This is a genomic window from Roseococcus sp. SYP-B2431 (assembly GCF_004336745.1).
Lineage (GTDB): Bacteria > Pseudomonadota > Alphaproteobacteria > Acetobacterales > Acetobacteraceae > Roseococcus.
The window spans coordinates 499,997-517,413 of the sequence record NZ_SJXD01000011.1 but is presented as its reverse complement, the minus strand read 5'-3'; the positions used below and the strand labels follow the sequence as shown (position 1 = coordinate 517,413).

Below are 17,417 nucleotides of genomic sequence, written 5' to 3'. Positions count from 1 at the left end.
GGAATCGGCCGCCGCAACCTAGAGCATGATCGCTGCAGGTGAAATCACCCGAAGCGTGACCCATGCTCTCGAACAATGGGCGAGAGGGCTCGGGCTGAGCCCTCGCAAGCGGAAAAGGCGCCGGCGCCGACCTGTCGCGCGTCACAAGGGCAGGCTCTCCTCCCGCGCTCATCCGGCCGCCGCCTCCTTCGCGCTGCGCCGCTGGAGGATCACGGCCATGGCGGTGATGGTGGCGATCTGCCCCGGGGCGGCGGAGGTGGAATAGATGGGCGAGACCAGCAGCAGATAGGTGACGAGGTCGCGCAGCGCGTAGCGGAAGGGCGTGGGATTGGCCTGCGCGGCCCGATGCGTCTCCCGCAGGCCCGCCAGATAGGCCAGGACGATCAGCACCGTGCCGAGGACGCCGTATTCGCCGACCACGCCCAGCCAGCCGAGGTCGGAGAGGAAGAAGTGCGTGTAGCGCATGATGTGGAAGAAGTTGATCTCGGCATAGTCCGTGGCGGCGCCGATCCCGAAGAGCCAGCGCGTGGGGTCCTGGGAGATGAACTCCATCAGCAGGCCCGCCGCCGTCTCGCGCACGGAAAGCGAGCCGCCCAGGCTGTCGCGCAGGGAGCCGCCGAGATTCCCCGCCCCGCCGGCGGTCACCGCCAGGAAGAGGGAGGCGGCCAGCCCCGCGCCCCCCATAACCGTGGCCCAGAACGACAGGGGCGCGCGCTGGCGCCACCCGGCCGTCATCCCGAAGAGCAGGATCAGCGCCGTCGCCGCGATGGCGGTGCGCTGCTTGAAGATGGTGACCATCAGCGTGAGGCCGAGCGCGATCAGCAGCACCGGCCAGACGGCGGGACGATCGCTGAAGCGGCGGGCCAGCCAGAACAGCCCGGTCAGCCCGAAGGCGAGCGGCATCATGATGCGCGGGCCGCGGATCTCGTCGTTGAAGAGCATGCCGGTGCCCGCGCCGTCCCAGGCGAAGGCCTCGAGCGGCAGGAAGACCCAGAGGCCCCAGAGCGCGCTGAAATTGGCCAGGGCCAGGAGGAGCATGGCCCGCTTCAGCGTGGCCTCCGTGGCGCCCAGGAGCGTGAAGGCGGCCGCCGCGCCAAAGTAGAAGGCGAAGGTCAGCGCCTTCACCGTTGCGCCCATGGCCTCCAGGAAGTCGTTCTGCAGGTGCAGGATCGACAGCACGGGCGCGACCAGCAGCGCATAGAGGAAGATCAGCACATAGAGCGGGATGTAAGGCAGGCGCAGCGCGAAGAGCCCGATCACATGCAGGGGCAGCAGCAGCATCGGCGAGAGCTTCGCGAGGATCCAGAGCGCCCGGATGTCGGGAAGGTAGGTGAAGAACTGCATGAAGAGCGGCATCAGGCCCATCAGCACCAGCAACGCCATGGTCTGCCCGGGCTGCATCACCCGCGGCGTCCGCGCCGCCGGCCGCGCCAGCATCAGGGCCGCGTCAGCGCGCACCGCGCCACGCCCTCCAGGCCAGGAGGAAGACCGGTGCCGATTCCACCGCGTAGCGGCGCCACAGCCGCCGCGGCTCGCTGAGCAGCCGGAACAGCCATTCGAGGCCGCTCGCGCGCATCCAGGCGGGCGCGCGCGGCACCTGCCCGACGGCGAAGCGCAGGGCGCTGCCGAAGGCCAGCCCGGTGCCGGTCAGCCCGCCCTCCTGCTTCAGCCGCATCAGCAGCTGCTCCGAGCGGGGCGCCCCCGTCGTGACGAAGACGAAGCGCGCCGGATGCTCCCGCACGAAGCGGATCGCCTCCGCGACCGCCCTGGGCTGGTCCATGTAGCCCATCGGCGGATCGTGGAGGTGGATGTGCCGCACGGCGTAGTGGCGGCGAAGCGCGTCCGGCAGGTCGGGCGAGCCGCCGATGATGGTGACGTGGTCCTCGGCGGTGATGTGGCGCCGCAGCAGCAGGACCGTCATGTCGCTGCCGGTGGCCAGGGCGAAGCGCGCGCCGGTGGCCCAGCGGGCGAGCAGGCGCGGCACCTGCCCGTCGTTGACGCGCAGCCAGGCCGCCTCATAGGCGGGCCGCAGCGCGTTCCCGGGCCGCGCCATCAGCACGAGGTGCTGCGCGTTGGCGGTCACCACGTATTCGAAGGGCGCCTCTGCCGGCCGGGACGCCACCAGCGCCGCGGCCGCCTCCGCGCCGATCGGCGAGAGGCCGATGACGCCCAACATGTCGATGTCGGGCGGCGGCGCCCGCATCAGAAGCCCGCGGTCGGGATGCGGTTGATGGAATAGCCGAAGGAGCGGCTGAACGGCAGCGTGCGGTTGATGGTCTGGTCCACCCAGAGCGCGACCTCGGCGATGCGGCTGCGGGGCACGAAGACGATGTCGCCCGGGTAGAGCGGCACGTCGTCGTTGACCGCCGCGGCCTGCGCGAAGTTCTGCAGGTCCACGGTGCGGAGCATCGGCTGGTTCTGCGGATTGCGGCGGATGAGCACCACCTCGTTCATCCGCGCCTCCGGCTCGAAGCCGCCGGCGAGCAGGACCGCCTCCATCACGCCGCGCCGGCCGGTGAGCGGGAAGGCGCCGGAGCGCTGGACCATGCCGCCGACGAAGATCTGGCTGGCTGCCGCGTCCTCGAAGGTCACCGACACCTCGGGATGCAGCAGCACCCGGCGGGAGGCCTCGGTCACGGCCGCCTCGGCCTGCGGGCCGGTCATGCCGCCGACCGCGACGCGCCCCGCGGCGCGCAGGGCGATCGAGCCGTCAGGCCCGACCAGCACCGTCTCGTTCAGCTCGGGCGTCATCCGGAAGCGCACGTTGAGCTTGTCGTTCGGGCCAATCCTGTAGAGCGGGACCGCGTCGGTCCAGGGCGCGAAGCCCTCGGGCCGGTCGTTGGAGACGCTGATGGACTGTCCGGTGCAGGCCGCGAGGGCGAGCAGCGCCGCCAGGGCAAGGCGCCTCATATCGCGAAGAGCTCCCGCGCGGCGCCGGTGTAGAAGATGCCGAAGAAGCGGCCGCCGCTGGCTTGCACCCGATCGATCATCCCATTCGCCGCCTCGGCCCGCGTCGCGTCTTCCCGCACCACCAGGATATTGCCGTCCACGATCACGGCAAGGCGCCGGCGGACATAGCTCTCCATCTCGTCGGGCCCGATGACCAGGATGAAGTCAAAGGCCTGGCACAGCCGCTCGGCCAGGCGGGTCACGTTCGTCTCCAGCGCATGCGGATTGGCCAGGTCCGAATTCTGGGCCTGATAGGCGATCCAGAGGCGGGGCACCATGGTCTCATGCGCCAGGATGCCCTCGTCGGACGGGCCGGGCTTTTGCTCCGGCGAGCCGACCTCGGCGAAGTGCCGGCTGCCGTCGCCCGCGAGATCGATGAGCAGCACGCGCTTGCGATGGGCCTGCGCCAGCTCGATCGCGAGGGAGCGCGCCAGCCGCTCCCTTTCGTCCCCCTCCCTGGTCCCGAGGAACTGCAGGAGCTGCACGCGCCAGCGCAGCCCGGCATCCAGGAACTGCGCCGCGAGCCCCTCGATGGAGGGCGCGGCATGTCCGGTGCGCACCGGCCAGCGGCCGAGCGGAAGCACGCCCAGGAGCGGCAGGCGCGTGCCGCGCTCGGCCTCGGCCGCGCGGAGCCAGGTGCGCCGCAGGAGGGTCATGAGCAGCGCCGCCGCCGCCGCGAAGCCGAGGCCGGCCAGGATGCCGGCCAGCAGGAAGGTGACCGCCATGTTCCGCGGAATGGGCGAGGCGAAGGGCCGCTGCGCGAGGCTCACGGCCGCGCCGCGGCCCAGCCGCGCCTCCTCGCCCAGCCGGGCCGCGGCCTCGCGCTGGCTGAACTGCCGGAAGTTGACCTCCATCGCCTCCCTGCGCCGCTCCAGCTGCCGCAGGTCGCGCTGGACCTGGAGCAGCAGCATGTTGCGCTGCTCGATCTCGGTCCGCTGGCGGCGTACCTCCTGCTCCTGGCTCGCGATCGAATCGGCGTCCACGCGCGCGGCGAGGAGGCGCGAGGTCAGGAGCTCCAGGGCCGGATTGCGAACCTCCCGCTGGGTCTGGACATTGCCCGTGCCGCTGCGGTTCTCGCGCACCTGCAGGCTCGCGCGCTCGATCTGGCCGTCGAGCTCCACCAGCATGGGCGCGTTGGGCTGGTACTGGGCCGCCATGCGCTGGCGGTCCCGCAGCAGGCGGGAGAGCGTGTTGCGCGCTTCGTCGTTCGGGGGGACGTTGGTCTGCTCGACGGCCGCGACGATGCGCCCGGGCTGCGCCGCCAGCGCCGTCTGGGCCGCCAGGACCGTGGCCTGCGCCGCCTCGCGCTGCTCGCGCAGGCGGTCGAGCCGCTGCACCGTCTGGTCCAGGCGCTGGCTCGCGAGCGTCACCTCCTGGCCGATGTCCAGGACGCCGGTGCGCGTCTTCAGCGCCGTGATCTCGTTCTCGATCTCGGTGAGCTCGCCGCGCTGGCGCTCCAGCTCGGCCGTCAGCACGGCCGTCACCGGATTGGCGAAGACCTCGTTGCGCAGCTCGAAATAGGCGGCCAGGACCGCCTGCAGCAGCTCCAGCGCCAGGGCGCGGTCCGGATGGAAGACGATGAGGCGCACCACGTTGCTGAGCGTGGACTGGGCCTGGGTGAACAGCGTCGAGCGCAGCATGCCCGCGGCCCGCGCCTCCCGGCCCTCCCGCGAGGCCGGCGGGAGCAGGCCGAAGAGGCGCCGCTGGGCCAGCTGCGGGTAGATCCGCTCCGGCGGCAGCTGGGTGAAGACGCGGCGCACCACGGCCTCGCTCGTCATCAGGTCGAGTTCCGACTGCACGAGCTTCTGCACCTCGCCCGGCGGCACGGACGAGCCCCCGCCGGTGATCTCGCCGGCGCTGGAGGTCTCGCGACTGGCGGAGACGACGAGCAAGGTCTCCGCGGTGAAGCGCGGCGGCACGATCCCCGCCAGGACGAGCGCGATCAGCACCGGCACCAGAAAGGCGGCGGCGATCCATCGCCACCTGTGCTGAACCGTGGCCAGGATGCTGCGCAGCCGGGCCCAGGCTTCGGAGGACATCTCGTTCAGCTCGCCGGCGACCCGGGGGGTCACGATCGGCGCAAGCCCGCCCGACCGGCCGGCTCCGCCTGCCGCGACATGATCCCCACTCATCCACGAACCCCGCTGCGCGCCAGGCGCCACCGATACCCGGCGGAAGATGCCCTGACCGGCAACGGAGATCAAATCGGCCTGGCGGGCCGGAACAACATATCCTTGATATTCTGCGACCGGGAGAGGCAGGGATTCCGGCCGCTGCTCCCATTGTGATCAGCCGGATAGGCCGAAATCGAGGAAAATCGACGGCGCCCATCTCGTTTCAAAATGGAGACATATTGCTGCGCAGAAGACGATGCCCTATAGGGGCCTGGGTCCGCCGAGCCCGGCACCGGGAGATTCAGAGATCGAACTGAATACGACATATCCTGTAGCACTGGGGCCCGGCACCGAGCAAGAAAAGCGATCCGGCCCCCCTGCGGGCGGCCTGGCCCCGGTGGTGGCCTTTGCCCAGATCGCGGCGGCCGTGGACCTCATCTGCCTCCTGCTCGCGGGTTGGCTGTGGCTCAATGCCCAGCGGGTGGAGACCTGCTTCACGCCCCTCGAGGCGAGGCTGATCGCCAGCGGCCTCGCGGGGCTGGGCTGGCTCGCCATGCTGCGCCTGGCGCCGACCCGGCTCGGGCGGCTACTCGACATGCCCTGGGCCGTGGCGGACGCGCTCCTGGTGCCGCTCTTCGTGGGCGGCTCCGTCGCCGTCGTGGCGCTGCCGCTGGCCGGGCCGCCCTATGCCTCCGCCCTGCTGCTCTGGCCGATGGCCGCGGTGACGCTGCTCCTCCCCTGCCGGATCTTCCTGTCCGGCATGGCCCGGCGCGGCGTGAAGAGCGGCTGGCTGCGCCGCCGCATCGCGATCGTGGGCGCGACCGAGATGTCCAGCCAGCTCATCGACCGGCTGAACGGCAAGCAGAACCCCGAGACCCCGGACATCGTCGGCATCTTCGACGACCGCGACGCCGCGCGCCGGCCCTCCGCCCTCTCCGACGTGCCCGTGCTGGGCGACATCGCCTATCTCTCCAACCTCGCGAGCGAGGAGCGGCTGGACCTCATCGTCATCGCGCTGCCGCTGAACCGCGCCATCGACATCCTGCGTTCCGTGCAGCAGGTGCAATGGCTGACGGCCGAGGTCGTGGTGCTGCTGGACGGCGCCAACCAGGCGCCGCAGGGCACCAGCCGCTCGGCCATCGCGGGCCAGCCGGTGCTGGAGCTGGTCCGGCAGCCGATGGCCCCCGGCGCGATCGTCGCCAAGGCGGTGATGGACTATGTCCTGGCGAGCGTCGCGCTCATCATCGTCTCGCCGCTCCTGCTGGCGGCCATGATCGCCATCCGGCTGGAAGGGCCCGGCCCGGTCCTGTTCCGCCAGCCGCGCATCGGCCGCAACGGCAAAATCTTCCAGATCCTGAAGCTGCGGACGCTCCGCTACGACCCGACGGACCTGGGCACGCGCGGCGTGCTCTCGCGCGATGACCGCATCACCCGGGTCGGACGCTTCCTGCGACCGACCTGCATCGACGAGCTGCCGCAGCTCATCAATGTGCTGAAGGGCGACATGAGCATGGTCGGCCCGCGGCCTCATGTGGCCCATATGCTTGTGGCCGGCGCGCCCATCGAGGAGGTGGCGCCGGGCTATGGCGCGCGGCATCGCACCAAGCCCGGGATCACCGGCTGGGCCCAGGTGAACGGCCTCTCCGGCACCATGACGGACACGGCCTTCGCGATCGAGGTGACGGCGCACGACCTCGCCTATCTCAGCGAATGGTCCATCTGGCTGGATCTGCGCATCCTGGCCCGCACCGCGGTGGTCTCGCTGTTCGGCCGGAAGGCCTTCGAGGCGCAGAGCTACGAATGGCGCGGGCTTTGACGGGCAACGCCGGGGCCTCCGTCTCCGCCGCGGCGCCGGCCATGGCACGCCATCCCGACGCCGCCATCGCCGTCACGAGGATGCCGCATGTCGGCGTGCTGGACGGCATCCGCGCCGTCGCCTTCGGCCTCGTCTTCCTCGGCCATGCGGGGCTCGGCGCCGTGCTGATCCCCGGCGGCTTCGGCGTGACGCTGTTCTTCTTCCTCAGCGGCTTCCTGATCACCTCGCTGCTGCGCGTCGAGCGGTGGCGCAGCGGAAGGGTCGATCTCAAGCGCTTCTACCTCCGCCGCTTCCTCCGCATCCAGCCGCCGCTCTGGATCACCATGGCGGTGGTCTTCGCGCTCACCGCGGGCGGGCTCACGGCGACGCCCTACGATCCGCTGGGCGTGATCGCCCAGGCGACGCTCTGGATCAACTACGCGCACCTCTTCGGCATCGCCGACGGGCTGCCGGACCTGCCGCTCTGGTCGCTGGCCGTGGAGGAGCATTTCTACCTGATCTTCCCGGCGATCTTCCTGCTCTCGCTGCGCCAGCCGGTGCAGGTGGTGGCCGCCTGGTGCGCCGTCGCCTGCGCCGCCGCGCTGGCCCTGCGCCTGATCTACGTCTTCGGCTTCGGCGAGGTCTATTACACCTACTACTGGAGCCACACCCGCGTGGACTCGATCCTGTTCGGCTGCATTCTCGCGCTGTGGCAGAATCCCGTCCTGGAGCGCCACGCCTGGCGGCCGCGGCCCGCCCATGTCGCGGCGGCCCTGTTCTTCCTCCTGATGACCTTCGCCTATCGCAACGAGGCCTTCCGCGAGACCATCCGCTACACGATCCAGGGCCTGTGCCTCTTCGTGCTGTTCTCGGCGGTCATGCAGACGGGCGGTCCGGTGCGCGCCATCCTGACCTCCTGGCCGCTTCAGCGCATCGGGCTCTATTCCTACACGCTGTACCTGATCCACATGGTCGCGCTGGCGCTCTTCGAGTTCAACATGCCCTGGTTGGGGAGGGTCGGATGGGGCGTGGCGGCGGCCCTCGCCAGCCTCGCCTATGCGGCGGTGCTCTACGCCTGGGTCGAACGCCCACTGGCGCGGATACGCCACCGGATGAACGAGTCCGAGGCCCGGTCCTAGGCGCGCCGCGCGCCGGCCGGCCCGCGCCTTACGTCTTCCGCAGGTTCCAGAAGGTCGGGAAGCCCTTCTGCACGCCGGTGACATTGGCGCGGTAGGCCGTCGGCTGCACATATTGCCCGAGCGGGATGCTCGGCACGTCCTGCATGCACTGGATCTGCATCAGGCGGCAGGCCTCCTGCTGGGCCGCGAGGTCCGGCGCGTCGAACCACTGGTTGCGCAGCTCCTCCAGCCGGGGGCTGACGCACCAGCCGGGCCAGCCGGAGGGCTGGTCGCCATTGCCGCGGATCGCGTAGTGGTTGGCGGGATCCATGTGGTCCACGCCCTCCCAGCCGGTGTTGAAGCAGCTCCAGCCCCCCTGCTCCACCGGCCCGCGGTTGTTGCGCCGCGAGAGCATGGTGCCCCAGTCGGTCGCGACATAATCCACGTTCATGCCGATGCGGCCCATGACATCGGCCATCACCTCGCCGATCGCCTTGAACTGGGCGTAGTCCGTGGCGGCGAGGATCGCGACCTTCTCGTTGGCGTAGCCGGCGCGCTTCAGCATCTCCTTCACGCCCTCGAGGTTGCGCGGCCCCATCAGCGGCTCGAGGCCCGCCTCGCTCGCCATGGGCGTGTTCGGGCAGAAGACGCCGTGCGGCACATGGTACATGGCGGGGTCGTTGCCCACGATCGCCTGCATGAAATCGGCCTGGCTGAAGGCGTGCAGCATGGCCCGGCGGATGGCCGGGTTGTTGAAGGGCGGCTGCAGGTGGTTGGGCCGCATCATGTCGACCGCGCCCGTCGGGTTGTTGACCTCGATCCGGACCTGTCGGTTGCGGCGCAGCAACGGCAGCAGGTCGTGGGTCGGGTTCTCCCACCAGTCCTGCTCGCCCTGGTTCAGGGCCGCCACCTTGGTCGCGGCGTCGGGAATGGTCGTCCAGATCACGCGGTCGAAGTGGACGCGCTTGGGGCCGGCATTCCATTCCATCGGCCCGTCCTCGCGCGGGACGTAGCGCTCGAACTTCGCATAGACGTTGCGCGAGCCGGCCAGGCGCTCATTGGCCACGAAGCGGAACGGCCCGCTGCCCACCATCTCGGTGACCTGCGTGAAGGGGTCGGTGTTGGCCAGCCGCTCGGGCATCATCGCCGGCATGGGCGAGGTGATCTTGCCCAGCGCATCGGGCAGCAGCGGAAAGGGCTTCTTCAGCCGGAAGCGGAGGGTGCGGTCGTCCGGCGCGGAAAGCTCGTCCGTCGCCTCCATGAGCGCCCCGCCCAGCGCGTCGCGCCGCGCCCAGCGCCGGATGCTGGCGACGCAGTCACGCGCCAGGACCGGCGTGCCGTCGTGCCAGAGCAGGCCGGGGCGCAGCGTGAGGTTCCACAGCTTTCCGTCGTTCTCGATCGTGTGGCCCTGCACCATCTGCGGCGAGGGCTTGAAGGCGGCGTCGCAGCCATAGAGCGTGTCGAAGACCATGTGGCCGTGCCCGCGCGTGACATAGGCCGTGGTGAAATGCGGATCGAGGAAGGACAGGTCGATCTGCGGAATGAACCGCATGACGTTGGTGCCCTGCGCCAGGGCCAATCGGGGCGCCGCGATGCTGGCGGCGGCAAGGGCGAGCGTCGAGCGGCGGGTAACGGACATGCGGCTTCCTTTTCCTGGCCGGCGTTCTCGTGCCGATCGGCCTTTTCTCCCCGTGGCGCGAGGCTAGCAGCGGCGCGGCGGCCGTCCATGAAAATCTGCGCGACGGACGCCATCTGGCTGCCCGGGGCGTCCCCGCCTAGGCTTGCCCGCCATGAAGAATATTCCGGAGGAAATGTCGCAGGGCCTGCGGGCCATGGGGCTGCTGGCGCCCGGCGCGCTCGCGCAGGGCGAGCCGCTTTCGGGCGGCGTTTCCTCGGACATCTGGCGCGTGGTACTGCCGGATGGCCGCGAGGCCTGCATCAAGCGCGCGCTGGCGAAGCTGAAGGTGGCCGCCGACTGGTGCGTGCCCGTGGGCCGCAACCGCTACGAGGCGCGCTGGCTGGCCCGCGCGGCCGAGGCGGTGCCCGGCGTGGCTCCCGCGCTGCTCGGCCAGGACGAGGCGACGGGCACGCTGGCGATGGAATGGCTGTCGCCGGCCGACCATCCCGTCTGGAAGGCCCGGCTGCGCGACGGCGAGGCGGATGCGGGCTTCGCGGCCGAGATGGGCCGGCGCATCGCGCGCATCCATGCCTTCGCCGCGAAGCGTCCGGCGCTCGCGGCCGAATTCCCGACGGACGAGCTCTTCCACGCCATCCGTCTCGAGCCCTATCTGATCGCGACCGCGCGCGCGCATCCGGATCTCGCGGAGATGCTGGAAGGCCTTGCCGCGCGCACGGCGGCCACGAAGCGCACGCTGGTGCATGGCGATGTCAGCCCGAAGAACATCCTCGTCGGGCCGAATGGGCCGGTGCTCCTCGACGCGGAATGCGCCTGGTGGGGCGATCCGGCCTTCGACCTCGCCTTCTGCCTGAACCACCTGCTGCTGAAATGCCTCTGGACGCCGCGCGCGGCGAAGGGCTTCCTGGCCTGCTTCGAGGCCATGGGCCAGGCCTATCTCGCCCTCGTGGACTGGGAGGCGCGTGAGGAGATCGAGGGCCGCGCGGCGAGCCTCCTGCCCGGCCTTCTCCTCGCCCGCGTGGACGGCAAGAGCCCGGCCGAGTACCTGACCGGCGAGGACGACAGGAACCGCGTGCGCGGCGTGGCGCGCGCGCTGCTGCAAGCGCCGCCGGCACGGCTCGATGCCGTGCGGCGAGCCTGGGGGGAAGAGATCGGCGCATGACTTCGACAGAGATCACCCACATCCGCGGCCGCCGCGTCTGGGACAGCCGCGGCCGGCCGACCGTGGAGGCGGAAGTGCGCCTCGCCGGCGGCGCGCGCGGCCTCGCCATCGCGCCGGCCGGCGCCAGCACCGGCAGCGGCGAGGCGCTGGACCGCCGCGACGGAGGCACCGCCTTCGGCGGCTATGACGTGACGGGCGCGGTCGCTTCCGTGAACGAGGAGATCGCCCCCGCCTTGCACGGCCTGGACGGCGCCGACCAGAACGCGCTGGATGCGAAGCTGATCGCGTTGGACGGCACGCCGGACAAGTCGCGCCTCGGCGCCAACGCCACGCTGGCCGTCTCCATGGCCGCCGCCCATGCCGCGGCCCATGCCAGGGGTATGCTGCTGTGGCGCCATCTCGGTGGCGACGAGGCCACGCTCATGCCCCTGCCGCAGATCCAGATCCTGGGCGGCGGCGCGCATGCCGGCCGCCGCGTGGACATCCAGGATTTCCTCGTCATCTGCCCCGAGGCGACCTCCTTCGCGCAGGCGCTGGACTGGACGGCCGAGGTCTACCGCGCCGCCGGCTCCCTCATGAAGGAGCGCGGCCTGCTCCAGGGCGTCGCCGACGAGGGCGGCTGGTGGCCCGCCTTCACGGCAAACGAGCAGGCGCTGGAGACGCTGGTGAAGGCCATCGAGCGCGCCGGCTTCACGCCGGGCAAGCAGGTGGCCATCGCGCTGGACATCGCGGCCACGGATTTCGGCAAGGGCGGCAGGTATCGCCTGGGGCTCGAAGGGCGCGAGCTGGATACGGAGGGGATGATCCGCATGCTGCTGGGCTGGATCGACGCCTATCCCATCGCCTCCATCGAGGATCCGCTGGCGGAGGACGATGCCGAGGGCTTCGCCGCCTTCACGCAGGAAGTCGGCGCGCGCATCCAGGTCGTGGGCGACGACTTCCTCGTCAGCGATGCGGCGCGGGTCCACGAGGCGGCGCGGATCGGCGCGGCCAATACCGTCCTCCTCAAGCCCAACCAGCGCGGCACGCTCACCGAGACCAGGGTGGCCTGGGAGGCGGCGAAGGAGGTCGGCTATGCCGGCATCGTCTCCGCGCGCTCGGGCGAGACGGAGGATGTGACCATCGTGCATCTGGCGATCGGCTGGGGCGCGGGGCAGCTCAAGGTCGGCTCCTTCGCGCGCTCCGAGCGCATGGCCAAGTGGAACGAGGCGCTGCGCATCGAGGAGGCGCTGGGCCCGCGCGCACGCTTCCCCGGCGGCGCGGTGCTCGGGCGCTCCCGTCCGTGAGGGTCCTGCTGCACTATCGTGCGGGACCCGGGCTGGCGGCGCGGCTCTCCGCCCTGCCCGGCCTGGACCTGCGGATCGTCTCCGACGCCGATGACGCCGCCTTCGCCGCGGCCCTGCCTGAGGCGGAGGCCATCTGGCACGTGCTGCGGCCGCTGGGCGCCGCCGATATCGCCGCCGCGCCGCGGCTGCGGTTGATCCAGAAGATCGGCGTGGGCGTGAACACCATCGACCTGGACGCCGCCCGCGCGCGCGGCATCGCCGTCTGCAACCTGCCGGGGACGAACAGCCGCGCGGTCGCGGAGCTCACTCTGGCGCTCATGCTGGCCGCGCTGCGGAAGCTCGCCTGGTTCGACGCCGAGACCCGTGCCGGGCGCGGCTGGTCGCAGCCGCCGGAGATCCAGGACGGCCTCTTCGAGCTCGGCGGCCGCACGGTCGGGCTGGTCGGCCACGGCGCCATCCCGACCCTGCTCGCGCCCGTGCTGGCGGCGCTCGGCTGCCGCATCCTCTACACCGCCCGCGCGCCAAAGCCGGAGGCGATCGGCGAATTCCGCACGCTCGACGCGCTGCTCGCGGAGAGCGACGTGGTCTCGCTGCACATCCCCGAGACGCCGGAGACGCGCGGCCTGATCGGCCGGGACGCCCTCGCCCGCATGAAGCGCGGCGCCGTGCTGGTGAACACCGCGCGCGGCGGCCTCGTGGACCAGGCGGCGCTGGTGGAGGCGCTGCGCTCCGGCCATCTCGCCGCTGCCGGCCTCGACGTCTTCGCGGCCGAGCCGGCCGATCCGGACGACGCGCTCTTCGCCCTGCCCAATGTCGTGGTCGCGCCGCATGTCGGCTGGCTGACCACGGGCACCTTCGAGCGGTCCTTCGCCATCGCCGCCGAGAATGTCCGGCGGCTGGCCTCCGGCGAGGCGCTGCTGCACCGGGTCGCCTGAGCGATGGGGGCCCGGGCGATAGGTCCGGCGGATCGGAAGCATCGGAAGCACGGATGCCGCATGGGTCCCGGCGGCCGGTAGCCTCCCCTCATCGAGAAGGAGGGCGACCGATGCCACTGGACACCACGCGATACCCCATCACCCCCGAGGACCAGCTGGCGCTGCTCATCGACGCCTATGGCGACGGGCGGCCGGCCCGGGTCGACGAGGTGCTCAAGGCGGTCTGCCGCGCCCGCGGCCTGATGCCGACCCGCCCGCAGACCGGCCCGGCGCGTCCCGCAGAAGGCATGGAGCCGTTCCTGCCGCGCCGCCCGCTGCGCACGCCTGGCGAGGTGCTGGCCCATCTCTTCATGGCGCCCCTGGGCCTGTCGGGGAAGCGTCTCGCCGCCGAGCTCGGGGTGCCGCGCAGCCGGGTGACCGACATCCTGCACGGCGCGCGCGGCATCACGGCGCGGACCGCCATCCTGCTGGGTCAGCGCTTCGGCAACTCGCCGGAATTCTGGCTGCGACTGCAGATGTACCATGACCTTGCGGTCGCGCGGCGGGCCATGACGCCCCCGCCGATGCCGCGCCCCGCGCCTCGGCCGGAAATCAGACTCGCAGCGCCGCCAGCGGGATGATCTCGACGGCCCCGCCCTTCGCCAGCTTCGGCGCAAAGGGCGGGCGCAGGAGCAGTGCATCGGCGCCGGCGAGCACCGCGAGCATCGAGCTGTCCTGGCGGGCGGCCGGGGTGGCGATCCACTCGCCGGCCTCGCTCTGGACGAGGCTGGCGCGCAGATGGTCGGCGCGCTTGTCGTTCTCGGGCAGGTCCGCCCCGGCCAGGGCCCGGAGGGTGGGAATGGCGGTGTCCGCCAGGCCCTGGAGCCGCGCCAGGGCCGGCAGCAGGAAGATCACCGCGCAGACCAGCGCCGAGACCGGATTGCCGGGCAGGCCCAGCACCGGGACCGCGCCGAGCCGTCCCCAGATCAGCGGCTTTCCGGGACGCATCGCGATCCGCCAGAAGTCGAGCACGAAGCCGTCCCGGCCCAGCGCCTTCTGCACGAGGTCGTGCTCGCCCACGCTGGCGCCGCCCGTGGTCACCAGCAGGTCGAAGCCGCCGCTGCCGGCCAGGGCCGCGATCTCGGCGGGATCGTCCGGCGCGATGGGCAGGATGCTCGCCTCGCCGCCGCCCGAGGCGACCAGCGCGGCCAGGGCATGCGCGTTGGAGCTGACGATGCCGCCCTCGGGCAGCGCCTCGCCCGGCAGGGCGATCTCGTCGCCGGTCGCGAGGATGCCGATGCGCGGGCGCCGCTGCACCGTGAGCCAGGGATGGTTCCCGGCGGCGGCGAGCCCGATGTCGCGCGCGGTCAGCCGGCGCCCGGCGGGCAGCAGCACGGCCCCCTCGGCGAAGTCCAGCCCCCGGCGCCGGATATGGCGCCCGAGGGTGACCGTCTCGTTGACGCGGACGCCCCCCTCCGTCGGCGTGGCGTCCTCCTGGAGCAGGATGGCGTCGGCGCCCTCGGGCACGAAGCCGCCCGTGAAGATGCGCACCGCCTCGCCCGGAGCGACGGAGCCGGCGAAGGGCCTGCCGGCCGGAGCCGCGCCGGAGAGGCGCAGCGCCGCGCCCTCGGCGGCATCGGCCGCGCGCACCGCATAGCCGTCCATGGCGGAGACATCGGCCGGCGGCTGCGTGAGCCGCGCGGCGACCGGCCGCGCCAGCACCCGGTTCCACCCGGCGGCCAGCGGCACCGTCTCGGGGCCGGTCGGCGTGAGCCCGCCGAGAATGCGGGCCCTGGCCTCCTCGACGGAGATCACGCCTCGGCCTCGAAGCGGCCGGACTTGCCGCCTTCCTTGAGGACCAGCCGCACCTCCTCGATGCGCAGGCCGCGATCGACGGCCTTCACCATGTCGTAGACGGTCAGCGCGGCGACGGTGACGGCGGTCAGCGCCTCCATCTCCACGCCCGTGCGTCCGGTGACGCGGACCTGCGCCTCGATCTCCACCGCGTCGGGCTCGGCCACGGTCAGCTCCACCGAGACCTTGGTCAGCATCAGCGGATGGCAGAGCGGGATGAGCTCCGCGGTGCGCTTGGCGGCCATGATGCCGGCGATCCGCGCGACGCCGAGCACGTCGCCCTTCCCCGCCTTGCCCTCGGCGATCAGCGCGAGCGTCGCCGGCTGCATCGCCACCCGGCCGCGGGCGACGGCGACGCGCTCGGTCTCCGGCTTGCCCGCCACATCCACCATGGCGGCGCGGCCGGCCTCGTCGAAATGGGTGAGAGTTGGTTTCATGCCCTCAGACGCCGGGTGGGTTGGGGCTGCTTGCCCCAACCGCCGCCTTGGCTTCGCCGCGCCACGGGCATGCCAGGTCGGCGGGTCGAGCGGGCGGCGCCGGCCGCTGTGCGGCCGGATGGTCCTGGAACGGTCCGCGCCGGCAAATCACGTCCCGAGCAGCGCGCGCGTCGCGGCCGCGACGTCGGGCTGGCGCATCAGATATTCGCCGACCAGGATGCAATGCGCGCCCACGCGGGCCATCCGCGCCACGTCGCCGGGATTGCGCAGCCCGCTCTCCGCCACCGGGATGCGGTCGGCCGGCACCATGGGCACCAGCGCCTCGCTGATCGAGAGGTCGGTCTCCAGCGTCTTGAGGTTGCGGTTGTTGACGCCGATCAGCCGCGTCTGCAGGCCCAGCGCGCGCTCCATCTCGCGGGCGTCGTGCACCTCGGCCAGCACCGCCATGTCGAGGCTGCGGGCGACCTCCTCCAGCTCCTGCGCCCTGGCATCGCTCAGCGCGGACATGATGAGCAGGACGGCGTCGGCGCCCATCGCCCGTGCCTCGAAGACCTGCCAGGGGTGGATCATGAAGTCCTTGCGCAGCACCGGCAGCGAGCAGGCCGCGCGCGCGGCCTTCAGGTGGTCCGGGCTGCCCTGGAACCACTTGGCGTCGGTCAGCACCGAGAGGCAGGAGGCGCCGGCGCTCTCATAGGCCTCGGCCAGCCGGGCCGGCTCGAAGGGGTCGCGGATGAGCCCGCCGGAGGGCGAGGCGCGCTTGATCTCGGCGATCAGCCCCGTGCGGCCCTCGGCCAGCGCGCGGCACAGCGCGCCCATGAAGTCGCGCGGCCCAGGCTGGTCGAGCGCGCGCTTCTCCATCTCGGCGATGGACACGGCGGAGGCACCGGCGGCCACCTCGGCCTGCTTGTCGCGAAGGATCTTCGCGAGCGTGTCGGACATCTCGGGCAGGACATCGATATTCATCTGGGATCAGGCCTCGGAGGTCGCACGGCGCAGGCGGTTTAGAACATCCAGAGCCCGGCCACTGTCAATGCTCTCCCCTGCTAACTCAGTTCCTTCCCGCAGCGTTGCCACGCGCCCGGCGACGAGCAGGGACGCGGCGGCGTTGAGCAGCACCATGTCGCGGTATCCCCCGGCCCGGCCTTCCAGCAGCTCGACCAGCGCGGCGGCGTTCTCCTCGGGCGTGCCGCCGCGGATGCTCTCGATCGGGTGCAGCGGCAGGCCGGCGTCCTCGGGCGTCACGGTGAAGCGGCGGGTGCGGCCCTCGGCCAGCTCCACGACCTCGGTCGGGCCCGAGATCGCCAGCTCGTCCATGCCCTGGCCGTGCACGAGCCAGGCGCGCTCGGTGCCGAGGCGGCCGAGCGCCTCGGCCATGGGCAGCAGCCAGTCGGCCGAGAAGGCGCCTGTGAGCTGCCGCTTCACCCGGGCCGGATTGGCCAGCGGCCCCAGCAGATTGAAGATGGTCCGCGTGCCGAGCTCCACCCGCGCGCCGCCGGCATGGCGCAGCGCCGCATGGTGCCGCGGGGCGAGCAGGAAGATCATGCCCGCCTCCCGCATCACCGCCGGCAGCCGGTCCAGCGGCACGTCGAGGTTGATGCCGAGCGCGGCCATGGCATCCGCGGTGCCGGATTTCGACGACATGGCGCGGTTGCCGTGCTTGGCCACGGGCACGCCGGCGCCCGCCACCACCATCGCCGTCGTGGTGGAGATGTTCAGGCTGCCCGAGGAATCGCCGCCGGTGCCCACGATGTCGATCGCGCCCTCCGGCACCTCGACGGGGATCATCCGGGCGCGCATCGCGCGGACCGCGCCGGTCATCTCGGCCACGGTCTCGCCGCGCACCCGCATGGCCATGAGCATGCCGGCGATCTGCGCCGGCGTGGCCTCGCCCGCCATGATGATGCCGAAGGCCGCCTCGGCCTCGCTTTCCGCCAGGCGTTCCCCCGCGGCAAGGCGGGCCAATATGGGCTTCAGGCCGTTCATGCCGCCGTTCGTAAGGCCTTGTGGCGCCGCCCGCCAGTATGGCCCTGGCGCCCCCTGCCACGCTTCCCGGACAGGCCGGTCATGCGCGGTGGGAGGAATTTCGGCTATTCCCTTCTGATCGCGAATGATTTTCCCTGCCAGCGCGATCCCCCCCGGTCGTGCCCCTCCT

General features: G+C 71.8%; 15 protein-coding genes. 6 read left to right on the top strand and 9 right to left on the bottom strand.

Going from position 1 to position 17,417, the window contains the following annotated elements:
* Positions 1-168 precede the first annotated feature (168 nt).
* From EJV46_RS03760 to EJV46_RS03745, 4 genes are read right to left on the bottom strand one after another with little or no spacing between them, the layout of a single operon-like run.
* Positions 169-1,458 (bottom strand): hypothetical protein, encoded by a 1,290-nt coding sequence (locus EJV46_RS03760; RefSeq protein WP_131547236.1) that lies wholly within the window; start codon positions 1,456-1,458, stop codon positions 169-171.
* Entirely contained in the window at positions 1,448-2,203 is a 756-nt protein-coding gene (locus EJV46_RS03755; protein ID WP_131547235.1) for a WecB/TagA/CpsF family glycosyltransferase, read from the bottom strand. The genes EJV46_RS03760 and EJV46_RS03755 overlap by 11 nt, the downstream gene beginning before the upstream one ends.
* Positions 2,203-2,910 carry a polysaccharide biosynthesis/export family protein gene (locus EJV46_RS03750; RefSeq protein ID WP_131547234.1) on the bottom strand — a complete coding sequence of 236 codons (708 nt, stop codon included), beginning with the start codon at positions 2,908-2,910 and terminating at the stop codon, positions 2,203-2,205. Before EJV46_RS03750 ends, EJV46_RS03755 begins: the two co-directional genes overlap by 1 nt.
* Positions 2,907-5,021: a Wzz/FepE/Etk N-terminal domain-containing protein gene (locus EJV46_RS03745; protein WP_165585323.1), complete on the bottom strand. Its 2,115-nt coding sequence runs from the start codon at positions 5,019-5,021 to the stop codon at positions 2,907-2,909. The genes EJV46_RS03750 and EJV46_RS03745 overlap by 4 nt, the downstream gene beginning before the upstream one ends.
* A gap of 439 nt (positions 5,022-5,460) precedes the next feature.
* Here EJV46_RS03745 and EJV46_RS03740 point away from each other — a divergent pair, with 439 nt between their 5' ends.
* The gene (locus EJV46_RS03740; RefSeq protein ID WP_165585322.1) at positions 5,461-6,879 is read left to right on the top strand and encodes an exopolysaccharide biosynthesis polyprenyl glycosylphosphotransferase; all 1,419 of its coding nucleotides are present in this window, start codon (positions 5,461-5,463) and stop codon (positions 6,877-6,879) included.
* A gap of 41 nt (positions 6,880-6,920) precedes the next feature.
* A complete protein-coding gene (locus EJV46_RS03735) occupies positions 6,921-7,997 on the top strand; it encodes an acyltransferase (RefSeq protein ID WP_165585321.1) in 1,077 nt (358 codons plus the stop codon).
* A 28-nt stretch (positions 7,998-8,025) separates the two neighbouring features.
* Here EJV46_RS03735 and EJV46_RS03730 read toward each other — a convergent pair whose 3' ends face one another.
* Entirely contained in the window at positions 8,026-9,615 is a 1,590-nt protein-coding gene (locus EJV46_RS03730; RefSeq protein WP_131547230.1) for an ABC transporter substrate-binding protein, read from the bottom strand.
* 151 nt (positions 9,616-9,766) lie between these two features.
* Here EJV46_RS03730 and EJV46_RS03725 point away from each other — a divergent pair, with 151 nt between their 5' ends.
* The 4 genes from EJV46_RS03725 (at position 9,767) to EJV46_RS03710 (ending at position 13,615) form a co-directional block, all read left to right on the top strand.
* A complete protein-coding gene (locus EJV46_RS03725; protein ID WP_131547229.1) occupies positions 9,767-10,774 on the top strand; it encodes a phosphotransferase family protein in 1,008 nt (335 codons plus the stop codon).
* The gene (gene eno, locus EJV46_RS03720; RefSeq protein ID WP_131547228.1) at positions 10,771-12,060 is read left to right on the top strand and encodes a phosphopyruvate hydratase; all 1,290 of its coding nucleotides are present in this window, start codon (positions 10,771-10,773) and stop codon (positions 12,058-12,060) included. Before EJV46_RS03725 ends, eno begins: the two co-directional genes overlap by 4 nt.
* A complete protein-coding gene (locus EJV46_RS03715; RefSeq protein ID WP_131547227.1) occupies positions 12,057-12,995 on the top strand; it encodes an NAD(P)-dependent oxidoreductase in 939 nt (312 codons plus the stop codon). Before eno ends, EJV46_RS03715 begins: the two co-directional genes overlap by 4 nt.
* Before the next feature lie 110 nt (positions 12,996-13,105).
* Positions 13,106-13,615 (top strand): HigA family addiction module antitoxin, encoded by a 510-nt coding sequence (locus EJV46_RS03710; RefSeq protein WP_240782384.1) that lies wholly within the window; start codon positions 13,106-13,108, stop codon positions 13,613-13,615.
* On the opposite strand, the gene glp is transcribed toward EJV46_RS03710, so the two are convergent.
* The 4 genes from glp to trpD form a co-directional block, all read right to left on the bottom strand.
* Entirely contained in the window at positions 13,587-14,789 is a 1,203-nt protein-coding gene (gene glp / locus EJV46_RS03705) for a gephyrin-like molybdotransferase Glp (protein ID WP_131547226.1), read from the bottom strand. The genes EJV46_RS03710 and glp overlap by 29 nt on opposite strands.
* Positions 14,786-15,265, bottom strand: a complete 480-nt coding sequence (moaC, locus tag EJV46_RS03700; RefSeq protein ID WP_131547225.1) for a cyclic pyranopterin monophosphate synthase MoaC — start codon at positions 15,263-15,265, stop codon at positions 14,786-14,788. Before moaC ends, glp begins: the two co-directional genes overlap by 4 nt.
* Positions 15,266-15,412: 147 nt before the next feature.
* Positions 15,413-16,204 (bottom strand): indole-3-glycerol phosphate synthase TrpC, encoded by a 792-nt coding sequence (trpC, locus tag EJV46_RS03695; RefSeq protein ID WP_131548014.1) that lies wholly within the window; start codon positions 16,202-16,204, stop codon positions 15,413-15,415.
* A gap of 30 nt (positions 16,205-16,234) precedes the next feature.
* Positions 16,235-17,248: an anthranilate phosphoribosyltransferase gene (trpD, locus tag EJV46_RS03690; RefSeq protein WP_131547224.1), complete on the bottom strand. Its 1,014-nt coding sequence runs from the start codon at positions 17,246-17,248 to the stop codon at positions 16,235-16,237.
* Between the last annotated feature and the right edge of the window lie 169 nt (positions 17,249-17,417).